This window comes from Halobellus rarus (assembly GCF_024494595.1).
GTDB classification, from domain to species: domain Archaea; phylum Halobacteriota; class Halobacteria; order Halobacteriales; family Haloferacaceae; genus Haloquadratum; species Haloquadratum rarum.
Window position 1 is genome coordinate 308,234 of sequence record NZ_JANHDI010000002.1, and the last position, 15,670, is coordinate 323,903.

The 15,670-nt window shown below is 67.1% G+C and carries 22 protein-coding genes; 16 read left to right on the plus strand and 6 right to left on the minus strand.

Translation table 11 applies throughout. The features are described 5' to 3' along the window. Nucleotides 1-28: 28 nt before the first annotated feature. On the plus strand, nucleotides 29-799 hold the full coding sequence (locus NO876_RS04745) for a hypothetical protein (protein WP_256420525.1): 771 nt from the start codon (nucleotides 29-31) through the stop codon (nucleotides 797-799). Between the two features lie 87 nt (nucleotides 800-886). On the opposite strand, the gene NO876_RS04750 is transcribed toward NO876_RS04745, so the two are convergent. Continuing rightward, a complete protein-coding gene (locus tag NO876_RS04750) occupies nucleotides 887-1,243 on the minus strand; it encodes a DUF5658 family protein (protein ID WP_256420526.1) in 357 nt (118 codons plus the stop codon). A 147-nt stretch (nucleotides 1,244-1,390) separates the two neighbouring features. Here NO876_RS04750 and NO876_RS04755 point away from each other — a divergent pair, with 147 nt between their 5' ends. Together NO876_RS04755 and NO876_RS04760 are read left to right on the plus strand one after the other, a co-directional pair. Then, the gene (locus tag NO876_RS04755) at nucleotides 1,391-2,179 is read left to right on the plus strand and encodes a pirin family protein (protein WP_256420527.1); all 789 of its coding nucleotides are present in this window, start codon (nucleotides 1,391-1,393) and stop codon (nucleotides 2,177-2,179) included. 65 nt (nucleotides 2,180-2,244) lie between these two features. After that, nucleotides 2,245-2,805 carry an NAD(P)/FAD-dependent oxidoreductase gene (locus NO876_RS04760; RefSeq protein ID WP_256420528.1) on the plus strand — a complete coding sequence of 187 codons (561 nt, stop codon included), beginning with the start codon at nucleotides 2,245-2,247 and terminating at the stop codon, nucleotides 2,803-2,805. A 64-nt stretch (nucleotides 2,806-2,869) separates the two neighbouring features. On the opposite strand, the gene NO876_RS04765 is transcribed toward NO876_RS04760, so the two are convergent. From NO876_RS04765 to NO876_RS04780, 4 genes are all read right to left on the minus strand, one after another. Beyond that, nucleotides 2,870-3,538: a TetR/AcrR family transcriptional regulator gene (locus NO876_RS04765; protein ID WP_256420529.1), complete on the minus strand. Its 669-nt coding sequence runs from the start codon at nucleotides 3,536-3,538 to the stop codon at nucleotides 2,870-2,872. Between the two features lie 96 nt (nucleotides 3,539-3,634). Continuing rightward, nucleotides 3,635-4,372, minus strand: a complete 738-nt coding sequence (locus tag NO876_RS04770) for an isopentenyl phosphate kinase (protein ID WP_256420530.1) — start codon at nucleotides 4,370-4,372, stop codon at nucleotides 3,635-3,637. A 1-nt stretch (nucleotide 4,373) separates the two neighbouring features. Then, a complete protein-coding gene (mvk, locus tag NO876_RS04775; protein ID WP_256420531.1) occupies nucleotides 4,374-5,450 on the minus strand; it encodes a mevalonate kinase in 1,077 nt (358 codons plus the stop codon). Between the two features lie 149 nt (nucleotides 5,451-5,599). After that, the gene (locus NO876_RS04780) at nucleotides 5,600-5,890 is read right to left on the minus strand and encodes a hypothetical protein (protein ID WP_256420532.1); all 291 of its coding nucleotides are present in this window, start codon (nucleotides 5,888-5,890) and stop codon (nucleotides 5,600-5,602) included. A gap of 122 nt (nucleotides 5,891-6,012) precedes the next feature. Here NO876_RS04780 and NO876_RS04785 point away from each other — a divergent pair, with 122 nt between their 5' ends. The 9 genes from NO876_RS04785 to NO876_RS04825 all read left to right on the plus strand — a co-directional run bounded on the left by NO876_RS04785 (nucleotide 6,013) and on the right by NO876_RS04825 (nucleotide 12,706). Then, nucleotides 6,013-7,071 carry a zinc-binding metallopeptidase family protein gene (locus NO876_RS04785; protein ID WP_256420533.1) on the plus strand — a complete coding sequence of 353 codons (1,059 nt, stop codon included), beginning with the start codon at nucleotides 6,013-6,015 and terminating at the stop codon, nucleotides 7,069-7,071. Between the two features lie 183 nt (nucleotides 7,072-7,254). Beyond that, a complete protein-coding gene (locus NO876_RS04790; RefSeq protein WP_256420534.1) occupies nucleotides 7,255-7,731 on the plus strand; it encodes a 50S ribosomal protein L11 in 477 nt (158 codons plus the stop codon). 367 nt (nucleotides 7,732-8,098) lie between these two features. Then, a complete protein-coding gene (locus NO876_RS04795) occupies nucleotides 8,099-8,419 on the plus strand; it encodes a HalOD1 output domain-containing protein (RefSeq protein ID WP_256420535.1) in 321 nt (106 codons plus the stop codon). 273 nt (nucleotides 8,420-8,692) lie between these two features. Then, on the plus strand, nucleotides 8,693-9,331 hold the full coding sequence (locus tag NO876_RS04800; protein WP_256420536.1) for a 50S ribosomal protein L1: 639 nt from the start codon (nucleotides 8,693-8,695) through the stop codon (nucleotides 9,329-9,331). Beyond that, entirely contained in the window at nucleotides 9,328-10,377 is a 1,050-nt protein-coding gene (locus NO876_RS04805) for a 50S ribosomal protein L10 (RefSeq protein ID WP_256420537.1), read from the plus strand. The genes NO876_RS04800 and NO876_RS04805 overlap by 4 nt, the downstream gene beginning before the upstream one ends. An 18-nt stretch (nucleotides 10,378-10,395) precedes the next feature. Further along, nucleotides 10,396-10,737 carry a 50S ribosomal protein P1 gene (gene rpl12p / locus NO876_RS04810; RefSeq protein WP_256420538.1) on the plus strand — a complete coding sequence of 114 codons (342 nt, stop codon included), beginning with the start codon at nucleotides 10,396-10,398 and terminating at the stop codon, nucleotides 10,735-10,737. Nucleotides 10,738-10,916: 179 nt separating this feature from the next. Continuing rightward, entirely contained in the window at nucleotides 10,917-12,176 is a 1,260-nt protein-coding gene (locus NO876_RS04815) for a tripartite tricarboxylate transporter permease (protein ID WP_256420539.1), read from the plus strand. 80 nt (nucleotides 12,177-12,256) lie between these two features. After that, nucleotides 12,257-12,436, plus strand: a complete 180-nt coding sequence (locus NO876_RS04820) for an HVO_2753 family zinc finger protein (RefSeq protein ID WP_081927459.1) — start codon at nucleotides 12,257-12,259, stop codon at nucleotides 12,434-12,436. A gap of 3 nt (nucleotides 12,437-12,439) precedes the next feature. After that, a complete protein-coding gene (locus NO876_RS04825) occupies nucleotides 12,440-12,706 on the plus strand; it encodes an elongation factor 1-beta (protein ID WP_256420540.1) in 267 nt (88 codons plus the stop codon). A 139-nt stretch (nucleotides 12,707-12,845) separates the two neighbouring features. On the opposite strand, the gene NO876_RS04830 is transcribed toward NO876_RS04825, so the two are convergent. Continuing rightward, the gene (locus NO876_RS04830) at nucleotides 12,846-13,112 is read right to left on the minus strand and encodes a glycine zipper domain-containing protein (protein ID WP_256420541.1); all 267 of its coding nucleotides are present in this window, start codon (nucleotides 13,110-13,112) and stop codon (nucleotides 12,846-12,848) included. Nucleotides 13,113-13,306: 194 nt separating this feature from the next. Between NO876_RS04830 and NO876_RS04835 the strand changes: the two genes are divergently transcribed. The 4 genes from NO876_RS04835 to NO876_RS04850 all read left to right on the plus strand — a co-directional run bounded on the left by NO876_RS04835 (nucleotide 13,307) and on the right by NO876_RS04850 (nucleotide 15,669). Then, complete coding sequence (locus tag NO876_RS04835) at nucleotides 13,307-13,597, plus strand: 50S ribosomal protein L21e (protein WP_256420542.1); 291 nt, start codon at nucleotides 13,307-13,309, stop codon at nucleotides 13,595-13,597. Between the two features lie 11 nt (nucleotides 13,598-13,608). Next, nucleotides 13,609-13,965 carry an RNA polymerase Rpb4 family protein gene (locus NO876_RS04840; protein WP_256420543.1) on the plus strand — a complete coding sequence of 119 codons (357 nt, stop codon included), beginning with the start codon at nucleotides 13,609-13,611 and terminating at the stop codon, nucleotides 13,963-13,965. Between the two features lie 74 nt (nucleotides 13,966-14,039). Next, nucleotides 14,040-14,690, plus strand: a complete 651-nt coding sequence (locus NO876_RS04845; RefSeq protein ID WP_256420544.1) for a DUF655 domain-containing protein — start codon at nucleotides 14,040-14,042, stop codon at nucleotides 14,688-14,690. A gap of 112 nt (nucleotides 14,691-14,802) precedes the next feature. Further along, nucleotides 14,803-15,669 (plus strand): 16S ribosomal RNA methyltransferase A, encoded by an 867-nt coding sequence (locus tag NO876_RS04850; RefSeq protein WP_256420545.1) that lies wholly within the window; start codon nucleotides 14,803-14,805, stop codon nucleotides 15,667-15,669. Nucleotide 15,670: the final 1 nt, after the last annotated feature.

Consider the following 15,670-nt stretch of genomic DNA (forward strand, 5'->3'; position numbering starts at 1 on the left):
CGGGGCGGGTTCGGAGACTTCCATTGAGATGAAACGACGACACTTCATCCTACTGCTCGGTGGGGCGAGCTCGGGGGCGCTGGGCGTCGGAACCGGCGCGTTCAGCAGCGTCGACGCCGAACGCGGCGTGGAAGTGAACGTCGTCGAGGACGAGAATGCGTATCTGGGGCTACGAAACCTGAAAAAAACAGAAGCCGGGGATGACGAGGTTGTCCCTGAGAAAACGAGAACGAAAGTGGCGAGAATCACGAATCAGTTCGCTCAGCCGCTGGAACTCACGGTAACGGAAGTCTCTCGGGACGAGGTTGTTCAAGACATCGAAATAGAAGATCCGCTTGAAATCAGTGAAGACAGCGCAAACACGCTCGGAGTCGGAGAAGACGCACTCGTGTTCGTCAAGTGCGAGACTGACGAAACAAAACAGACTGAGTTCACGCTCTCTTTCGACGGTGACTCGGGCGGAGCTACAGTCAGTAAACAACGGACGTTCGAGTTCACCTGCGGGAGCACCGACACCACCTGCGAGACCTGCGAGAGTGGTGGTACAGAACTCACGGTCACTGATGTGGAGTTCCTCAACAACGGGCACGTGGAGATTCAAGCGGACGAAAGTGGTGAAGTCTGCGCGAAGGCCTCCATCAGTCAGGGTGAAGGCGGTGAATCCCAGTGGACCTCGTACACTTCTGTACCCGTCGGCGAGGAACTCAAATCAAAACAGTTCTGCTGGGGCAATAATGGAGGCAAGATCCACGAGGTCGAAATCGAGGACGGAGATACCTTCACAAGAGACGACAGCTGAACTTCCGGGTCTTGGCCAGAATCGGTGAATTCTTAATAAATAATTCGTTGTGCGTTTCGAGCGCGGTAAAACTTCTTCGAGCCCTACTCACCCCATCAGCAACCGCACGTTGTAGACCGTCGTGAACGTCCCCATCACCGTCAGCACGGCCGGCGGCAGGTAGTAAAAGATCGGGTCCTCGCGCTGGGCGGCGTCGACGCTCACGAGGATGAACGTCAGAAACACCGCCAGCTTGAGCCCGACGAGTCCCGCGTTGCCGAGGGTTTCAACGGCGGCTCGGACCAGCGGGTTCGCCTCCCGAACGCGCTCGCTGAAGCCGATCAGCGCGATGGTCGTGACGATGTCCCCGACGCCGTACGTCGCCGTGGCGACGAACCAGAGCCGCGAGAACTCCCGACCGTCGAACGGCGTCCCCTCCAGACGAAGTCCCGATGGCAGTTTCACGCTGGGTGAATTTACTGCACGTTGATAAATAATAGTCGACTCTCCGACGTACCGGCGGAGAGACGTGGCTGGGTTGTTGTCGTCGTTCCGAACGGGGTCGACCGCCCATCCCGACAGCCTTTACCGGGCGGTAAACCAACGGTGGGTATGTCCTCGAACGAGTCGAACGCGGCGGGGCGGGTGCGTGCCGGACAGCGCGTCCGACACGGGACGGGCGTGCACTCGAACCGGGCGTTTCCGACGGACGCGTATCCCTCGAACCTGGACCCGTTCGTCCTCTTCGAACGGTTCTACATCGACCCCGACCAGGGGTTCCCGATGCATCCCCACCGCGGGTTCGAGATCGTCTCGTACATGCTCGACGGCGGGATGGAACACGAGGACTCCCTGGGCGTCGCGAACACCGCGGAGGCGGGCGAAGCGATGCGGATCACCGCGGGCGAGGGGATCCGCCACTCGGAGTTTCCGGCTGGCGGAGCGGCCTGCACGGGCCTCCAGCTGTGGGTGAACCTCCCGCGGGAGACCAAGGCCATCGAGCCCGACTACGCGGACGCGAGCGCCGCGGAGCTGCCGACCGAGCGCCTCGTCGGCGCGACCGTGACGACCGTCGTCGGCGAGGGTTCGCCGATCACCCTTCAGACGCCGATGGAGTATCTGGACGTCGAGGTCGCGGGCGCGGGTGCAGACGCGTGGACGTGGACCCGACCCGACGGGTGGTCGGGGTTCCTCTACGGCGTCTCCGGCTCGGGAACGGTCGACGGCGCGGGGTTCGATTCGGCGGAACCGCTCGTCGAGGGCGACGTATTGCCGATCACCGACGACGAACCGATCGGACTCTACGACGGCGACGGGAACGACGGCGACTGGCGAGTGGTCGCCGTCGCGGGGGAACCGCACGGCGAGCCGATCCGGCAGCGCGGTCCGTTCGTGTTGTAATCGAGCGTGAGGATCTGTTTTACCAAATGGTAAAACGTATTTACCCGCGGTGAGTGCACCGATATATGGTAGACGTAGCTGTCGTCGGCGGTGGACCCGCCGGCCTGAGCGCTGCACTGTACGCCGCGAAGAACGGCCTCGAAACCGTCGTCTTCGACACCGACGAATCCTGGATGCACAAGGCGCACCTGTTCAACTACCCCGCCGTGCGGAGCATCGGCGGCGACGAGTTCCTCACGGTCACCCGCGGGCAGGCCCGCGACCGCGGGGCGACGCTCGTCGACGAGGCGGTCACGGACGTCGAAGCGATCGACGGCGGGTTCGCTGTCTCGACGGCCGAAGACGAGTACGACGCCACGTACATCGTGCTCGCGACTGGCGGCGACCGGAGCCTCGCGGAGGACCTCGGCTGCGACTTCACCGACGAGGACGTCGTCGACGTGACCCTCGATATGGAGACGTCAGTCGAGGACGTGTACGCGACCGGGGCGATGGGTCGCGCCGAGAAGTGGCAGGCCGTCATCGCCGCCGGCGACGGCGCGGCCGCCGTCCTCGACATCCTCTCGAAGGAGAAGGGCGAGTACTACCACGACTTCGATATGCCGTCGGACGTCCCCGAACTCTAGAGAGAAGAACCGACCCTGTCAGGAATCGAAAACACGACTGGCCGGGACCGAACCGATCGGTCTGTTACGATTCTTCGGTCGTGTCGGGCGCGTCGACCTTGTCGGGCGCGTCGGACTCGCCTGACCCGTCGTACAGGGAGTCGAGGACGAACTCGTCGATCGCGCGCCGGGCCTCCGCCGGGGCGTCGTCGTGACCGAGCGCCAGCCGTCGCTCCCTCGCGACGTGGATCGTGTCGGTGAGGTGCTGTCCCATCAGATCGGCGTCGACGTCGCGAAACGCGCCCCGTTCGATCCCGCGCTGGATGACGTCGACGATCCCCGCCTTGAGCCGGTCGTAGTGTTCGACGAACAGTTCGCGGTGCGCCTCGTCGTGCTGCGCGGAGGCGTACAGTTCGTGGTACACCTCCATCCGCTCCCAGTGGGAGAACTCCGCGAGCTCCGGCCCGAACAGACAGCGATCGATGCGCATCTCGAGTTCCTCGCGGGGAGTCGTCTCCTCGTCGACCTCGACGCTCCCCTCGTACTGCTCGATGACGTATTCCAGGAACGACGACAGCAGGTCGTACTTGCCGTCGAAGTGGTAGTGGATCACCTGCCGCGAGAGGTCCATCTCGGCCCCGATGTCGCGGACGCGAAGGTCGCTGTACCCGTGCTTTCGCAGCGCCCGGAAGGTGGCCTCCATAATGACCTCCCGGGTGTCCTGGGTCTCGACCGACCCGTCCGATTCGCTCATAGGGTACCGTTGCGCTGCGGGTTACATATCGGTTTCCTCGTGCGACCCAACGGTTCAGGCAGCCGTCGGAAATCGTCTCACTCGACGCGAGTCGTCTCACCCGTCGACGACTGTCCCGACCGACCGCCCCGCGAGAAAGCCCGCCAGCGCGTCGGGGCCGAACACGGACGCCGGCGCGCCGAGTTCGAGCAGAGCGCGGACCTTCGCGGCCATCCCGCCGGTCACGTCCGTCGCCTCGGATTCGCCGAGCGCGTCCGCGACGTCCGCGAACTCGGTGATCTCGGGGATCACGTCGCCGTGGGCGTCGTAGACGCCGTCGACGGTCGAACAGAGCCCGACGCGGTCGGCGTCGAGGCCGCGGGCGAGGTGGGCGACGATCTCGTCGCCGCTGATTATCGTCGCACCGGCGCCCGCCTGGGCGATCACGTCGCCGTGGAGGACGGGAACGAAACCCTCCGCGAGCATCGTCGCCGTGGAATCGAGCGCGAGCGAGAGCGTCGATTCGGCGTCCCGCGCGCCCACCGAGAGCGGGTGGACCGGGAGCGCCGGCACGCCCGCGGCCTGGAGCCGACCGACCACCTCGTCGTTGAGCCGACGCATCGAGTCGTGGATCGCCCAGACGCCCTCGGCGTCGTGGCTCCCCTCGGTTGGTGTGACACCGTGCTTCTCGGCGTGGTGGTGCCCGAAGCTCCCCGCGCCGTGAACGAGCGCCAGCGACGACACGTCCGCGTCGGCGATCGTCCCGACGGCTCGATCGAGGGCGTCGTCGTCGACAGTCTCGGGCGTCTCCTTGTCGGTGATGACGCTCCCGCCGAGTTTGAGGACGACCGTCACGTCACTCCGCCCCCGCGTCCGGCCTCGGGTCTCCGGTCGACTCGCCGTTCGTCGCCCCGTCCGTCGCGCCCTCAGCGCGGACGCCTTCCCGATCCAGTTCCGCGCGGAAGGCGTCGCGACACTCCGCCGTGTAGCGCAGTGCCGTCCGCGTTTCCGGCGTCTCGTCGAGCGCGACGATGCAGCCGCCGCCGCCCGCGCCGGTGAGTTTCGCGCCGTGGGCGCCGGCCTCGCGGGCGGCCCAGACCATATTGTCGAGCGTGCGCGAGGAGACGCCGAGCGCTTCGAGCAGGCCGTGATCGAAGTCCATCAGCCGACCGAGTTCGGCCAGGAGTTCCGGCCCTGGATCGGAGTCGGGGTCGGCGGCCGCGAGCAGCGACTCCCCCTCCCTGACGATGTCGCCGATGCTCTCGACGGTGTCGGCCGCGAAGCCGTACTCCTCCCGCAGCGAGCGGACGCCGGCGACGAGTTCCCCGGTGTCGCCCGCGCCGCCGTCGAAGCCGACGACGAAGGGGAGGTTCGGCGCGTCGATCCGGCGGCAGTCGTCGCCCTCGACCCTGACCGCGCCGCCCATCGCCGAGCAGAACGTGTCCGCGCGCGAGGCCTGCCCGTCCTGGACGTCGTACTCGGCACGGTAGGCCCGGTCGGCCAATTCCTCGGGCGCGAGTTCGACGCCGAGTTCCCGCGTCGCGGCGTCGATGCCGGCGACGACGACGGCGGCCGAGGAACCGAGGCCCGCTCCCAGGGGAATCTCGCTCTCGACGCTGATGTCGAAGCCGGTGTCGGGCGCGTCGGCCGCGTCGCGGGCCTGTTCGACCGCGGCGTCGATGTAGCCTACCCCGGCGTCGACGAGTCCGGCCGGGACGTCGACGTCCGGACGGTCATCGATGTCGCCGGCGTACTCGACGGTGAAGCCGTCGAGGCTCAGGTCCCGGGCCTCGACCCTGATGTGGTCGTCCTCGCGGGCGTCGACGGCGACCGTGGCCCGCCGCTCGATGGCGCAGGGGACCGCCGGCTCGCCGTAGACGACCGCGTGCTCCCCGAAGAGATATACCTTTCCGGGGGCGCTTGAGACGGTCATACGGGAGGCATACCGTGGATGGCGCTTAAGCTATCCGACTGAACGCGACAGTCGGGTGCTCGACGGCGTCGGCCCGGGCAGTCCGGCAGGCGTCGGATCGGGGAGTGCCGCGAGCGCCGGCTCCGACGGTCCCCGCTGGTTCGATCGCGCTATTCTTCGGCGAAGTCGTCGAGTTCCGTCAGTTCGAGGTCGTCGTCTCCGCGGAGGTACTTCGCCGCGGCGGCCAGGGCGACGAGGAGCACGAGCGCGACGAGCGCTCCGATCCGGAGCCGTCTCGAATCCCCGCCGGTCTCCGAATCGGCTTCGTCGCCCTCGCCGTTTCCAAAGTCGTCCTCGGACGACTCGTCGCCGCCGGACCCGCCGATCGCCGGGGCGGTGTTCGTCGCGCTGAAGCTGAGGCCGTCGTGGAGGTGGATCTCGAAGAACGTGAACTCGGTCATCACACTTCTCGGTACGCCGACAGAAATCATAACCGTTGCGGAGACCGATCGGTCGAACCACCGACGAATGTCTATCGTCTGTCAGTCGGTGCTTTCAGGTACCGGGCAGTCCGAGCGGTCGTATGGACGACGACAGACGCGCGTTTCTGACGGACCTCCTGACGACGCCCAGCCCCTCGGGGTTCGAGGCCGTCGGTCAGCGAGTGTGGCTCGACTACGTTCGCGACTTCGCCGACGACGTGTGGACGGACGACTACGGCAACGCGGTCGCGGTCCACGAGGGAAGCGCGGACGTCTCGATCGCGTTCACCGGCCACGCCGACGAGATCGGGTTCATCGTCCGCGACATAACTGAGGAGGGCTTCCTGCGGATCGCCCCGATCGGCGGTGCGGACCGGACGGTCTCGAAGGGCCAACACGTGACAGTCCACGCGGCGACCCCGGTCGCGGGCGTCGTCGGCCAGACGGCGATCCACCTGCGTGACCGCGAAGAGGAGTCCTACGACGACATCGAAGAGCAGTTCGTCGACGTCGGCGTCGAGGGCCGTGAGGAGGCCGAAGGCCTCGTCGAGGTCGGCGATCCGGTGACCGTCGAGACGCGCGTGCGGCCGCTGCACGGAACCCGACTGGCCGCCCGAGGGATGGACAACCGCGTGGGGGTCTGGTCGGCCGCCGAGGGGCTTCGGGCTGCAGTCGAGGCCGACGTCGACGCCACCGTGTACGCGGTCAGTACGGTCCAGGAGGAGGTCGGCGTGCAGGGCGCGAAGATGATCGGCTTCGACCTCGACCCCGACGCGGCCGTCGCCGTCGACGTGACCCACGCGACCGACAATCCCGACGTCCCGGGCAAGCGAACCGGTCCCGTCGAACTCGGGGGCGGCCCGGTCGTCTCCCGCGGCAGCGCGAACCACCCCTCGCTGGTCGAACTCGCACGCGATTCCGCCGACGCGGCCGACGTCGACGTGCAGTTGCAGGCGACCGGCACGCGGACCGGAACCGACGCCGACGCGTTCTACACCGCCCGCAGCGGCATCCCCGCGCTGAACCTCGGCATTCCGAACCGGTATATGCACACGCCGGTCGAGGTGATCGACACGACCGACCTCGACGCCGCCGCCGACCTGCTCGGCTCGGTCGCGGCTCGCGCCGGCGACGCCGCGCCGTTCGGCCTGGACCTCTGAGGTTGTCTGCGGCCGTCCCTTCTGAGTCGCCGTCGGGAATCGCCTCGAAGGACACGTCGAGGACTGTCTCGAAAGGCGTCCCGAAGACAGTCTCGAACGCCGCGCCGAGAACCGTGCCGCTCCCTGACACGGCCGTTCGACCGAAAGAAAACCGTTAAAAGTCGCCGCAGGGTGTTGTGAGGTATGGCTGGAACTATCGAAGTACTCGTTCCCGGCGGGGAGGCGAACCCCGGTCCGCCGCTCGGTCCGGAACTCGGACCGACTCCCGTGAACGTGCAGGACGTCGTGCAGCAGATCAACGACGAGACCGCCGCGTTCGACGGGATGGAAGTCCCCGTGACCGTCGAGTACGACGACGACGGCTCCTTCTCGATCTCCGTCGGCGTCCCGCCGACGGCCGAACTCGTCAAGGACGAGGCCGGCTTCGAGACCGGATCGGGCGAACCCCAGAAGAACTTCGTCGCCGATCTGACCGTCGAGCAGGTGAAGAAGATCGCAGAGCAGAAGTCCTCGGACCTGCTCTCGTACGACTCGTTCAACGCCGCGAAGGAGGTCGTCGGTACCTGCACCTCCCTGGGCGTCACGATCGAGGGCAACAACCCGCGCGAGTTCAAAGAGCGGATGGACGACGGCGAGTACGACGACGTCTTCGCGGAGTAAGCGGACCGCCGCGCTATCTGCGGCGACCGACGACCCCCGTTCTCTTTGTGGTTCTCCCGGGACCCGATTCGACACAGGACACCCGCGAGCGCCGCGTGTCGAGATCCGGCGGGTGGGATGTCGGGCAGCCTCACTCGCTGTCGATCACCACTCCGCCAGCCGTGATCACGGCGGCGACCTCCTCTCTCTCGCTCGGGCCGACGGAGGTAGTAACCCGCGCGAAGGGCGGTACCCTGACACAAAACTCGGCGCTAACGTTCGTAGCGGCGATTGAACCGTCAAGAGGATAAAATATCGACCGTCTGTATTTGAATGATTACATAGTCAAGGGTAATCGGCTTGCGTCGCGAGGGGCAAATCTCCAGCAATGAGCGTATCTAACCGAACGGAGGCACTCTCGGCGAATACATACCAATACGAACGGGAGCGGGATGAACTACCCAGCGAGGCGGTCGTGGCTGCAGTAAGCGAAGTTTCGAATCGCCCGGTCGTCACACCGGCCTTCGGCGGCGACGAACGCCACGCGGACGCCCTGTCACCGCTCCACGATTACGTCGATCCCGACGCGCTCGACGCGCTCGTGACGGCACAGAGTGGAACAGACTCGAAATGTTCGGTGACGTTCACGTACGGGAAGTATACGGTGACCGTCGAGAAGTGGATGGTCACCGTCACCCGTTCCACGTGAACGGGTGCGACCACGGGACGCCGCGGGAGTCTCTCGGTGAGCGGTCGACGTCTATTATCGGCATTCGGCTGTGAACTTGATACGGATCTCTCGGCTCGCTCCGTACCGTGGCGACGGTTCCCACGGATCGGGCGTCTCGGCCCCGAAATCGGCCGGTACGGGGAGATTGCTTCGACGGACTTAAGGCCGCCATCCCCGTTCGATTCGACGAGACAGGCAGACGCCTGTTTCACTGACCCGTAGGAGCAATCCTGCGTACTACGGAGGTGAATAATGGCAGATACGATAGTTGACGCAGTCGCTCGCGCACTCGACGAGGCGCCGCCGCGGAACTTCCGCGAGACGGTCGACCTCGCCGTGAATCTGCGCGATCTCGACCTAAACGATCCATCGAAACGTGTCGACGAGTCTGTCGTCCTGCCGGCCGGTACCGGGCAGGAGACACAGATCGTCGTCTTCGCGAGCGGTGAGACCGCGCTCCGAGCAGAGGAGGCCGCCGACCAGGTTCTGGACGGCGACGACCTCGAAGACCTCGGAGACGACACCGACGCGGCAAAAGACCTCGCCGACGAGACCGACTTCTTCGTGGCCGAAGCCAGCATGATGCAGGACATCGGCCGCTTCCTGGGGACGGTTCTCGGTCCGCGCGGTAAGATGCCGACGCCGCTCCAGCCGGACGACGACGTCGTCGAGACAGTGAACAGAATGAAGAACACGGTGCAACTCCGCTCCCGCGATCGCCGGACGTTCCACACCCGCGTGGGTGCCCAGGACATGGACCCCGACGAGATCGCGGACAACGTCGACGTCATCGTCCGTCGTCTCGAGGCGAACCTGGAGAAGGGTCCCCTCAACATCGACTCGATGTACGTGAAGACGACGATGGGCCCGTCCGTGGAGGTACCCGCATGAGCGAGAGCGCCGCCGCGCGACGAACGGAGACGATCCCCGAGTGGAAGCGCGAGGAGGTCGCCGAACTCGTCGAGTTCCTCGAAGGCTACGACTCGATCGGCGTCGTCGACGTCGCCGGCATCCCGAGCCGCCAGCTACAGAGCATGCGGCGAGAACTCCACGGGAGCGCGGAGCTGCGGATGAGCCGCAACACGCTCACCGTCCGCGCCCTCGAGGAGGTCGACGACGGCCTCGAAGACCTGACCGAGTACGTCTCGGGACAGGTCGCCCTCGTCGGCACCAACGACAACCCCTTCGGGCTGTTCAAGCAGCTCGAAGCCTCGAAGACGCCCGCGCCGATCAGCGCCGGCGAAGTCGCGCCCAACGACATCGTCATCCCCGAGGGTGACACGGGCGTCGACCCCGGCCCGTTCGTGGGCGAACTCCAGCAGGTCGGCGCCGCCGCGCGCATCATGGACGGCTCGATCCAGGTCACCGAGGACTCGAAGGTCCTCGAGGCCGGCGAGCCGGTCTCCGAAGAGCTCGAAGGCGTCCTCGGCGAGCTCGGCATCGAGCCGAAGGAGGTCGGTCTCGACCTGCGCGGCGTCTTCTCCGAAGGCGTCCGCTTCGAGCCCGACGAACTCGCGATCGACGTCGACGAGTACCGCGCGGACATCCAGTCCGCCGCCGCGGCAGCCCGGAACCTCTCGGTCAACGCGAGCTACCCGACGGCGCAGACCGCGCCGACGCTGCTCGCGAAGGCCGCCGGCGACGCGAAGGCCCTCGGGCTCTTCGCCGCCATCGAGGACCCGGACGTGCTGCCCGACCTCGTCGCGAAGGCCGACGCGCAGGTTCGCGCGCTCGCCGCCCAGATCGACGACGAGGAGGCGCTCCCGGAGGAACTCCGCGGCGTCGAAGCGCCCGCGCCGGCCGCCGAGGAGGCGGACGACGCGGACGACGCAGATGAATCGGCCGACGAAGACGACACCGAAGACGAAGCCGACGCCGACGACACCGACGACGATGACGACGACGGTGCCGAGGGCCTCGGCGCGATGTTCGGATAACTACACAGGAACACGACAATGGAATACGTTTACGCAGCTCTCACCCTGAACGAATCGGGCGCAGAGATCAACGAAGAGAACATCACGGCGGTCCTCGAGGCCGCCGGGGTCGACGTCGAAGAGTCCCGAGTGAAGGCGCTCGTCGCCGCGCTCGAGGACGTCGACATCGACGAGGCCGTCGAGACGGCCGCCGCCGCTCCCGCGCCCGCCGCGGGCGGCGACGCCGGCGCCGTCGAAGCGGCCGACGAGGAAGCGGAAGCGGAAGAAGAAGCCGACGAGGCCGACGAGGCCGAGGAAGCCGGCGACGACGACGAGGACGAGGAGGCCTCCGGCGAGGGTCTCGGCAACCTCTTCGGCTGAATTCCGGAGACGAACACGCCGAGCGTCCGATCCGGACGTCGCGCCGACCCGTCTTTCGATTCGATTTCTTTCGACGCTCCGCGGCTAGCGGTGGCACTGTGACGACGTAGACCGCCCAGCCCGGGCGAGAGTACCTCGCTACGAACGTTCAAATACGAGAGCGGGGCCACTGCGTCGCGATGGCGTCGCCGTCGATCACACTCGCGTACGCGCTCCTCGGCGTGAGTCTCGGAACGCTCACCGGGCTGATTCCGGGTCTGCACGTCAACAGCGTCGCGTTCGTTCTCGTCGGGATCGCGCCGAGCGTCGACGGTCCGCCGGTGGCGGTCGGCGCGGCGATCCTCGCGGCCGGCGTGGTGCACACCTTCCTCTCGATCGTGCCCGGACTCGTCCTCGGCGTTCCCGACGCCGCGACCGCGCCGGGGGCTCTCCCGGGCCACCGCCTCGTCCTCGCGGGTCGCGGTCGGGAGGCGATCCGACTCTCCGCGGTGGGGAGCGGCGTCGCCCTCGCCGGGGCCGTCGCGGTCGCGTTGCCGCTGTCGCGCGCCGTCGCCGCCGGTCGTGAGGTGCTGCTCGCCGCGCTGCCGGTCCTGCTGGCGCTCGTGGCCGCGCTGCTCGTCCTCGCCGAACCGACCCGGCGCGCCCGCCTCGGCGGCCTCCTCTGTCTCGGGGTCGCGACCGGCCTGGGGGTCCTGACGCTCGATCTACCGGCGACTGGGATATTAACGCCCGAGGGGACGACCTCGATGCTCGCGCCGATCTTCGGCGGCCTGTTCGGCGCGCCGATCCTCCTCGACGCGCTCGACGCCCGCGGACGGATCCCGCCGCAGGAGGGGACGACGCTCGGTCTGTCACGCGCCGAGGCGCTTCGAGCCGCGCTGGCCGGCGTCGGCGGGGGCGCGCTCGTCGGCTATCTACCGGGCGTCTCCGCGGGCGTCGCGGCAGTCCTCGCGCTCGGCGGGGCGGGCGGCAGCGGGCCCGCGGGACGCGGCTCCGACCGCGCCTACGTCGTCGCGACCAGCGGTGCCGACACGGCGACGGCGGTGTTCGCGGTGGCGTCGCTCGCGGTGCTCGGCGCGCCACGCAGCGGCGTGACTGTCGCCCTCTCGTCGCTCGTCGGGGGGAGCGGAGACGACTTCGCGGGCGCGCCGATCGACCTCCTGGGAATGCTCCTGGTGATCGTGCTCGCCGCCGGTCTGGGAATCGCGATCCTGTTGACGCTCGGCGAGCGCTACCTCGAACTCGTTCGTCTCCTCCCGCGCCGCCCGCTGCTCGTGGTCGTACTGGCGCTCCTGTTCGCGCTCGCGATCGGCTTCGCGGGTGTCCTCGGCGGGGCGGTCTTCTGTCTCGCGTCGCTCGTCGGATTGCTGCCACCCCGCGTCGGCGCGCGGCGGGTCCATCTGATGGGGGTGCTCTTCGGGCCGATCGCGCTGGGGTGAGCCGGGACGGCACGGCCGACAGGCCTGCCGGCGAATCGGGAAAGACAACCGTTAAAAGTCGCGGCCGGGTCCTGTAGTGTATGAGCCAGTCCGAACAGCGACACGCCCGACAGTGCGTGTCCTGTGGCATCAACATCTCCGGCATGAGCGCGGCGACGTTCAACTGTCCGGACTGTGGCCACGAGATCTCGCGGTGTGCGAAGTGCCGAAAGCAGAGCAACCTCTATGAGTGCCCCGACTGCGGGTTCATGGGACCCTGAACGATGGGAAAGGTAGCTGCCAAGATCAAGGTCATGCCGAACAGCCCCGAAATCGACCTCGACGACCTCCAGGAGCGACTCGAACAGTCGCTGCCGGAGGGCGCGAAGATCAACGGCTTCGAGCGCGACGACGTCGCGTTCGGCCTGGTCGCGCTGTTGCCGACCGTGATCGTCCCCGACGACGCGGGCGGCACCGAAGCGGTCGAAGAGTCCTTCCACGGCGTCGACGGCGTCGAGAGCGTCTCCGTCGAGAACGTCGGCCGTATCTGAGGCCGTAGCCGACGGTTCTTCTCGACCGGCCGATCGCGGCCGGTGATCGATACAACGCCGATAGCGGTCGCCGCGTGCTCCGCCCGGGCGGCTTCTCGTCCGAAGGCCCGACCGCGTTGCCGCGACCGTCGCGCGCTCGTCACTCCCCGCGCTGAAGGAACAGCAGACCGACGAGCGGCGAGAGGATGAAACCGATACCGAGCGCGATCAAGAGCGGCAGTCCACCGGCGTCGAGCGCGGTCGCGGCCGCGACGCCCACGATCGCACCGAGGAGGATGCTCGCGGAGACGCCGACGCCGAACTGTTCGAGTCGGGAACTGGAGTCGTGGTCCACCGGTCCCCCACCGTCGGTGACGCGGTCGATCTCGTCGGGGAGCTGCCCGCCGGACGCGTGTTGCTGTGCCATACCCGGCCGTACGACACCCGGTGGTTTAGATTTTGTCGAGACGAGTCGGTGTCGGGGGCTCGAAACCGTCTATTCGGGACGACCGGAATCGAGACGCGGCCTCGCACCCATTGCCGCCTTGCTCTCGCCACGACACCTGACGGGACGGGAACGTGCGTTTTATAACCGCGTCGGAAGTACTGCCTCCAACGACTATGCCGAGTTCCAACGGTCCACTTCACGGTACGCGAGGAAAGCTCTCGAACAAGCCGCGCGAGCGCGGGACGTCGCCGCCGCAGCGCGCGATCGCGGAGTACGACGAGGGCCAGAAGGTCCACCTGAAAATCGACCCGAGCGTTCGCGACGGTCGGTTCCACCCCCGATTCAACGGGCACACCGGCGAGGTCGTCGGCGAACAGGGCCGCGCGTTCAAGGTCCGAATCGTCGACGGCGGTAAAGAGAAGACGCTCATCGCTCGCCCCGCCCACCTGCGCGCTCAGGAGTAACATCGACGCCGATGACCATCTTCAAAGAGAAGGTAGACGAGGAGTACTTGACCGTCTCGGAGGTCAAGACCCTCCTGGAGGACGTCGAGGCCGAGCGCGCCGCAGACGAGGAGCGAGAGCTCCGCTACGAACTGGCTCGCGCCATCGAACACGTGAACCGGTTCGCCCATCTCGACCCCGAGGAGTCGCGTGAGCTCGTCGAGGAGCTTCTCGAACTGGAGAAGGTCGACGCGACGACCGCGATCAAGATCGCGGACCTCCTCCCGCAGAGCCGAGACGAACTCCGCGCGGTGTACGCACAGGAGCGTTACGCACTCAGCGGCGACGAACTCGACGACGTGCTGAACGTCGTCGCGAAGTACGTCTAGAGCGGACTCCGCCGTTGGCCGTCGACCGACGCGTCGGCCAACTATTTAAATAGACCCTCGCCGTACGACACCACATGACCACGACCGAGAGCGGAGACGCCGACGGCTCGGCCGGCTCGGCAGGCGACGACGCCGACGAGACGGCGAGCGAACGCGAATCCGACCCCGAGGACGTGCGCTACGCGGTCATTTTAGACCACCTCCCGCACGGGCGCGCCGACGACGATCGGCCCCGACACCGGAAGTCCCCGCTCGCGTACGCGCTCGGAGAGCGAGACTTTCGCCTCTTCGAGGTCACGCTCGCTGACGACGCGGACGTCTCGATCGGCGACCGCATCGTGATCGGCCCGACGGAGGCCCGCGACGCCGTCTCGGGGTTCAAACAGGTCACCTACGACGATCTCTCGAACACTGCGAACGCCGAGCTCGAGTACGCGATCGAGGAGATCGTCGACGCGAACGAGCGCCGCTTCGTCGATTTCTACAACGACGCGCAGCCGATCACTCTCCGGCTGCATCAGCTGAACCTCCTCCCTGGCATCGGGAAGAAGCTCCGGAACAACATCCTGGATCAGCGCAAGCGCGGCCCCTTCGAGAGCTTCGAGGACGTCGAAGAGCGCGTCTCGGGGCTCCACCGACCGAAGGAGGTCCTGATCGAGCGGATCCTCGAGGAGTTGCGCGACGACGACTTGAAGTACAAGACCTTCGTCGGACGCGAGTCATAACGTCGGTGTCGCGCGCTGACGGCCGGCGCTCGTTGACTCCGAGGTCTCGGTTGCGGCCGGGACAGACACGCGACCCGAGACGTTTACACTCTCCCACCCGCAACGGGGGACAATGACAGATACGACGCCCGATGGGATCTCAGAGCCCCGAGATCCCGACGACTTACGCCGTCGGGCGGGCGTGCGCGGCGACCCGGACCGGGATCAACACTTCCTGATCGACGACCGGGTGCTCGATCGGATCCCGACGTACCTCCCCGACGACGCCGACGCGACGCACCTCCTCGAGATCGGGGGCGGAACGGGCGCGCTCACCGATCGACTGCTCCGCGTCGCAGACGAAGTGACCGTCGTCGAGCGTGATCGCTCGCTCGCAGCCTTCCTCCGCGAGGAGTTCGCTACGGCGATCGATGGCGGGCGATTACGGGTCGTGGAGGGCGACGCCCTCGAAGTCGACCTCCCCGACTTCTCGGCGTCCGTCTCGAACCTTCCGTACGGGATCTCCTCGGAGATCGTCTTCCGGCTGCTTCCGGCGAACCGCCCGCTCGTGTTGATGTTCCAGCGGGAGTTCGGCGAGCGGATGGCGGCCGACCCCGGCACCGACGCCTACGGCCGGCTGTCGGTCACGGCGCAGCACTACGCCGACGTCGAGGTCGTCGAGATCGTGCCGCCGACGGCGTTCGATCCCGCGCCGGCGGTCGAGAGCGCGATCGTCCGCCTCCGGCCGAGAGAGCCGAACTACGCCGTCGACGACGAGTCGTTCTTCTTCGATTTCGTGAAGGCCCTCTTCACCCAGCGCCGCAAGACGATCCGGAACGGCATCCGGAACACCGCCCACATCTCGGGACTCACGGACCCCGACGCGGTCGTCGACGCGGTCGAGGAGCGAAACGGGGATCTCTTGCGTGCGCGGGCGGGATCGCTCGCACCCGAAGCGTTTGCGGAACTGACCGCCGTCGCGGACGAACACGGCCGCTGAT

Bases quoted from the DNA above. Each gene is read 5' to 3' on its own strand.
- NO876_RS04845 (WP_256420544.1), top strand. From the start codon at position 14,040: ATGACCACGACCGAGAGCGGAGACGCCGACGGCTCGGCCGGCTCGGCA.
- NO876_RS04795 (WP_256420535.1), top strand. From the start codon at position 8,099: ATGAGCGTATCTAACCGAACGGAGGCACTCTCGGCGAATACATACCAA.
- NO876_RS04830 (WP_256420541.1), bottom strand. From the start codon at position 13,112: ATGGCACAGCAACACGCGTCCGGCGGGCAGCTCCCCGACGAGATCGAC.
- NO876_RS04785 (WP_256420533.1), top strand. From the start codon at position 6,013: ATGGACGACGACAGACGCGCGTTTCTGACGGACCTCCTGACGACGCCC.
- NO876_RS04765 (WP_256420529.1), bottom strand. From the start codon at position 3,538: ATGAGCGAATCGGACGGGTCGGTCGAGACCCAGGACACCCGGGAGGTC.
- NO876_RS04745 (WP_256420525.1), top strand. From the start codon at position 29: ATGAAACGACGACACTTCATCCTACTGCTCGGTGGGGCGAGCTCGGGG.
- NO876_RS04805 (WP_256420537.1), top strand. From the start codon at position 9,328: ATGAGCGAGAGCGCCGCCGCGCGACGAACGGAGACGATCCCCGAGTGG.
- NO876_RS04815 (WP_256420539.1), top strand. From the start codon at position 10,917: ATGGCGTCGCCGTCGATCACACTCGCGTACGCGCTCCTCGGCGTGAGT.
- mvk (WP_256420531.1), bottom strand. From the start codon at position 5,450: ATGACCGTCTCAAGCGCCCCCGGAAAGGTATATCTCTTCGGGGAGCAC.
- NO876_RS04835 (WP_256420542.1), top strand. From the start codon at position 13,307: ATGCCGAGTTCCAACGGTCCACTTCACGGTACGCGAGGAAAGCTCTCG.
- NO876_RS04825 (WP_256420540.1), top strand. From the start codon at position 12,440: ATGGGAAAGGTAGCTGCCAAGATCAAGGTCATGCCGAACAGCCCCGAA.
- NO876_RS04790 (WP_256420534.1), top strand. From the start codon at position 7,255: ATGGCTGGAACTATCGAAGTACTCGTTCCCGGCGGGGAGGCGAACCCC.
- NO876_RS04800 (WP_256420536.1), top strand. From the start codon at position 8,693: ATGGCAGATACGATAGTTGACGCAGTCGCTCGCGCACTCGACGAGGCG.
- NO876_RS04850 (WP_256420545.1), top strand. From the start codon at position 14,803: ATGACAGATACGACGCCCGATGGGATCTCAGAGCCCCGAGATCCCGAC.
- NO876_RS04840 (WP_256420543.1), top strand. From the start codon at position 13,609: ATGACCATCTTCAAAGAGAAGGTAGACGAGGAGTACTTGACCGTCTCG.
- NO876_RS04755 (WP_256420527.1), top strand. From the start codon at position 1,391: ATGTCCTCGAACGAGTCGAACGCGGCGGGGCGGGTGCGTGCCGGACAG.
- rpl12p (WP_256420538.1), top strand. From the start codon at position 10,396: ATGGAATACGTTTACGCAGCTCTCACCCTGAACGAATCGGGCGCAGAG.
- NO876_RS04780 (WP_256420532.1), bottom strand. From the start codon at position 5,890: ATGACCGAGTTCACGTTCTTCGAGATCCACCTCCACGACGGCCTCAGC.
- NO876_RS04820 (WP_081927459.1), top strand. From the start codon at position 12,257: ATGAGCCAGTCCGAACAGCGACACGCCCGACAGTGCGTGTCCTGTGGC.
- NO876_RS04760 (WP_256420528.1), top strand. From the start codon at position 2,245: ATGGTAGACGTAGCTGTCGTCGGCGGTGGACCCGCCGGCCTGAGCGCT.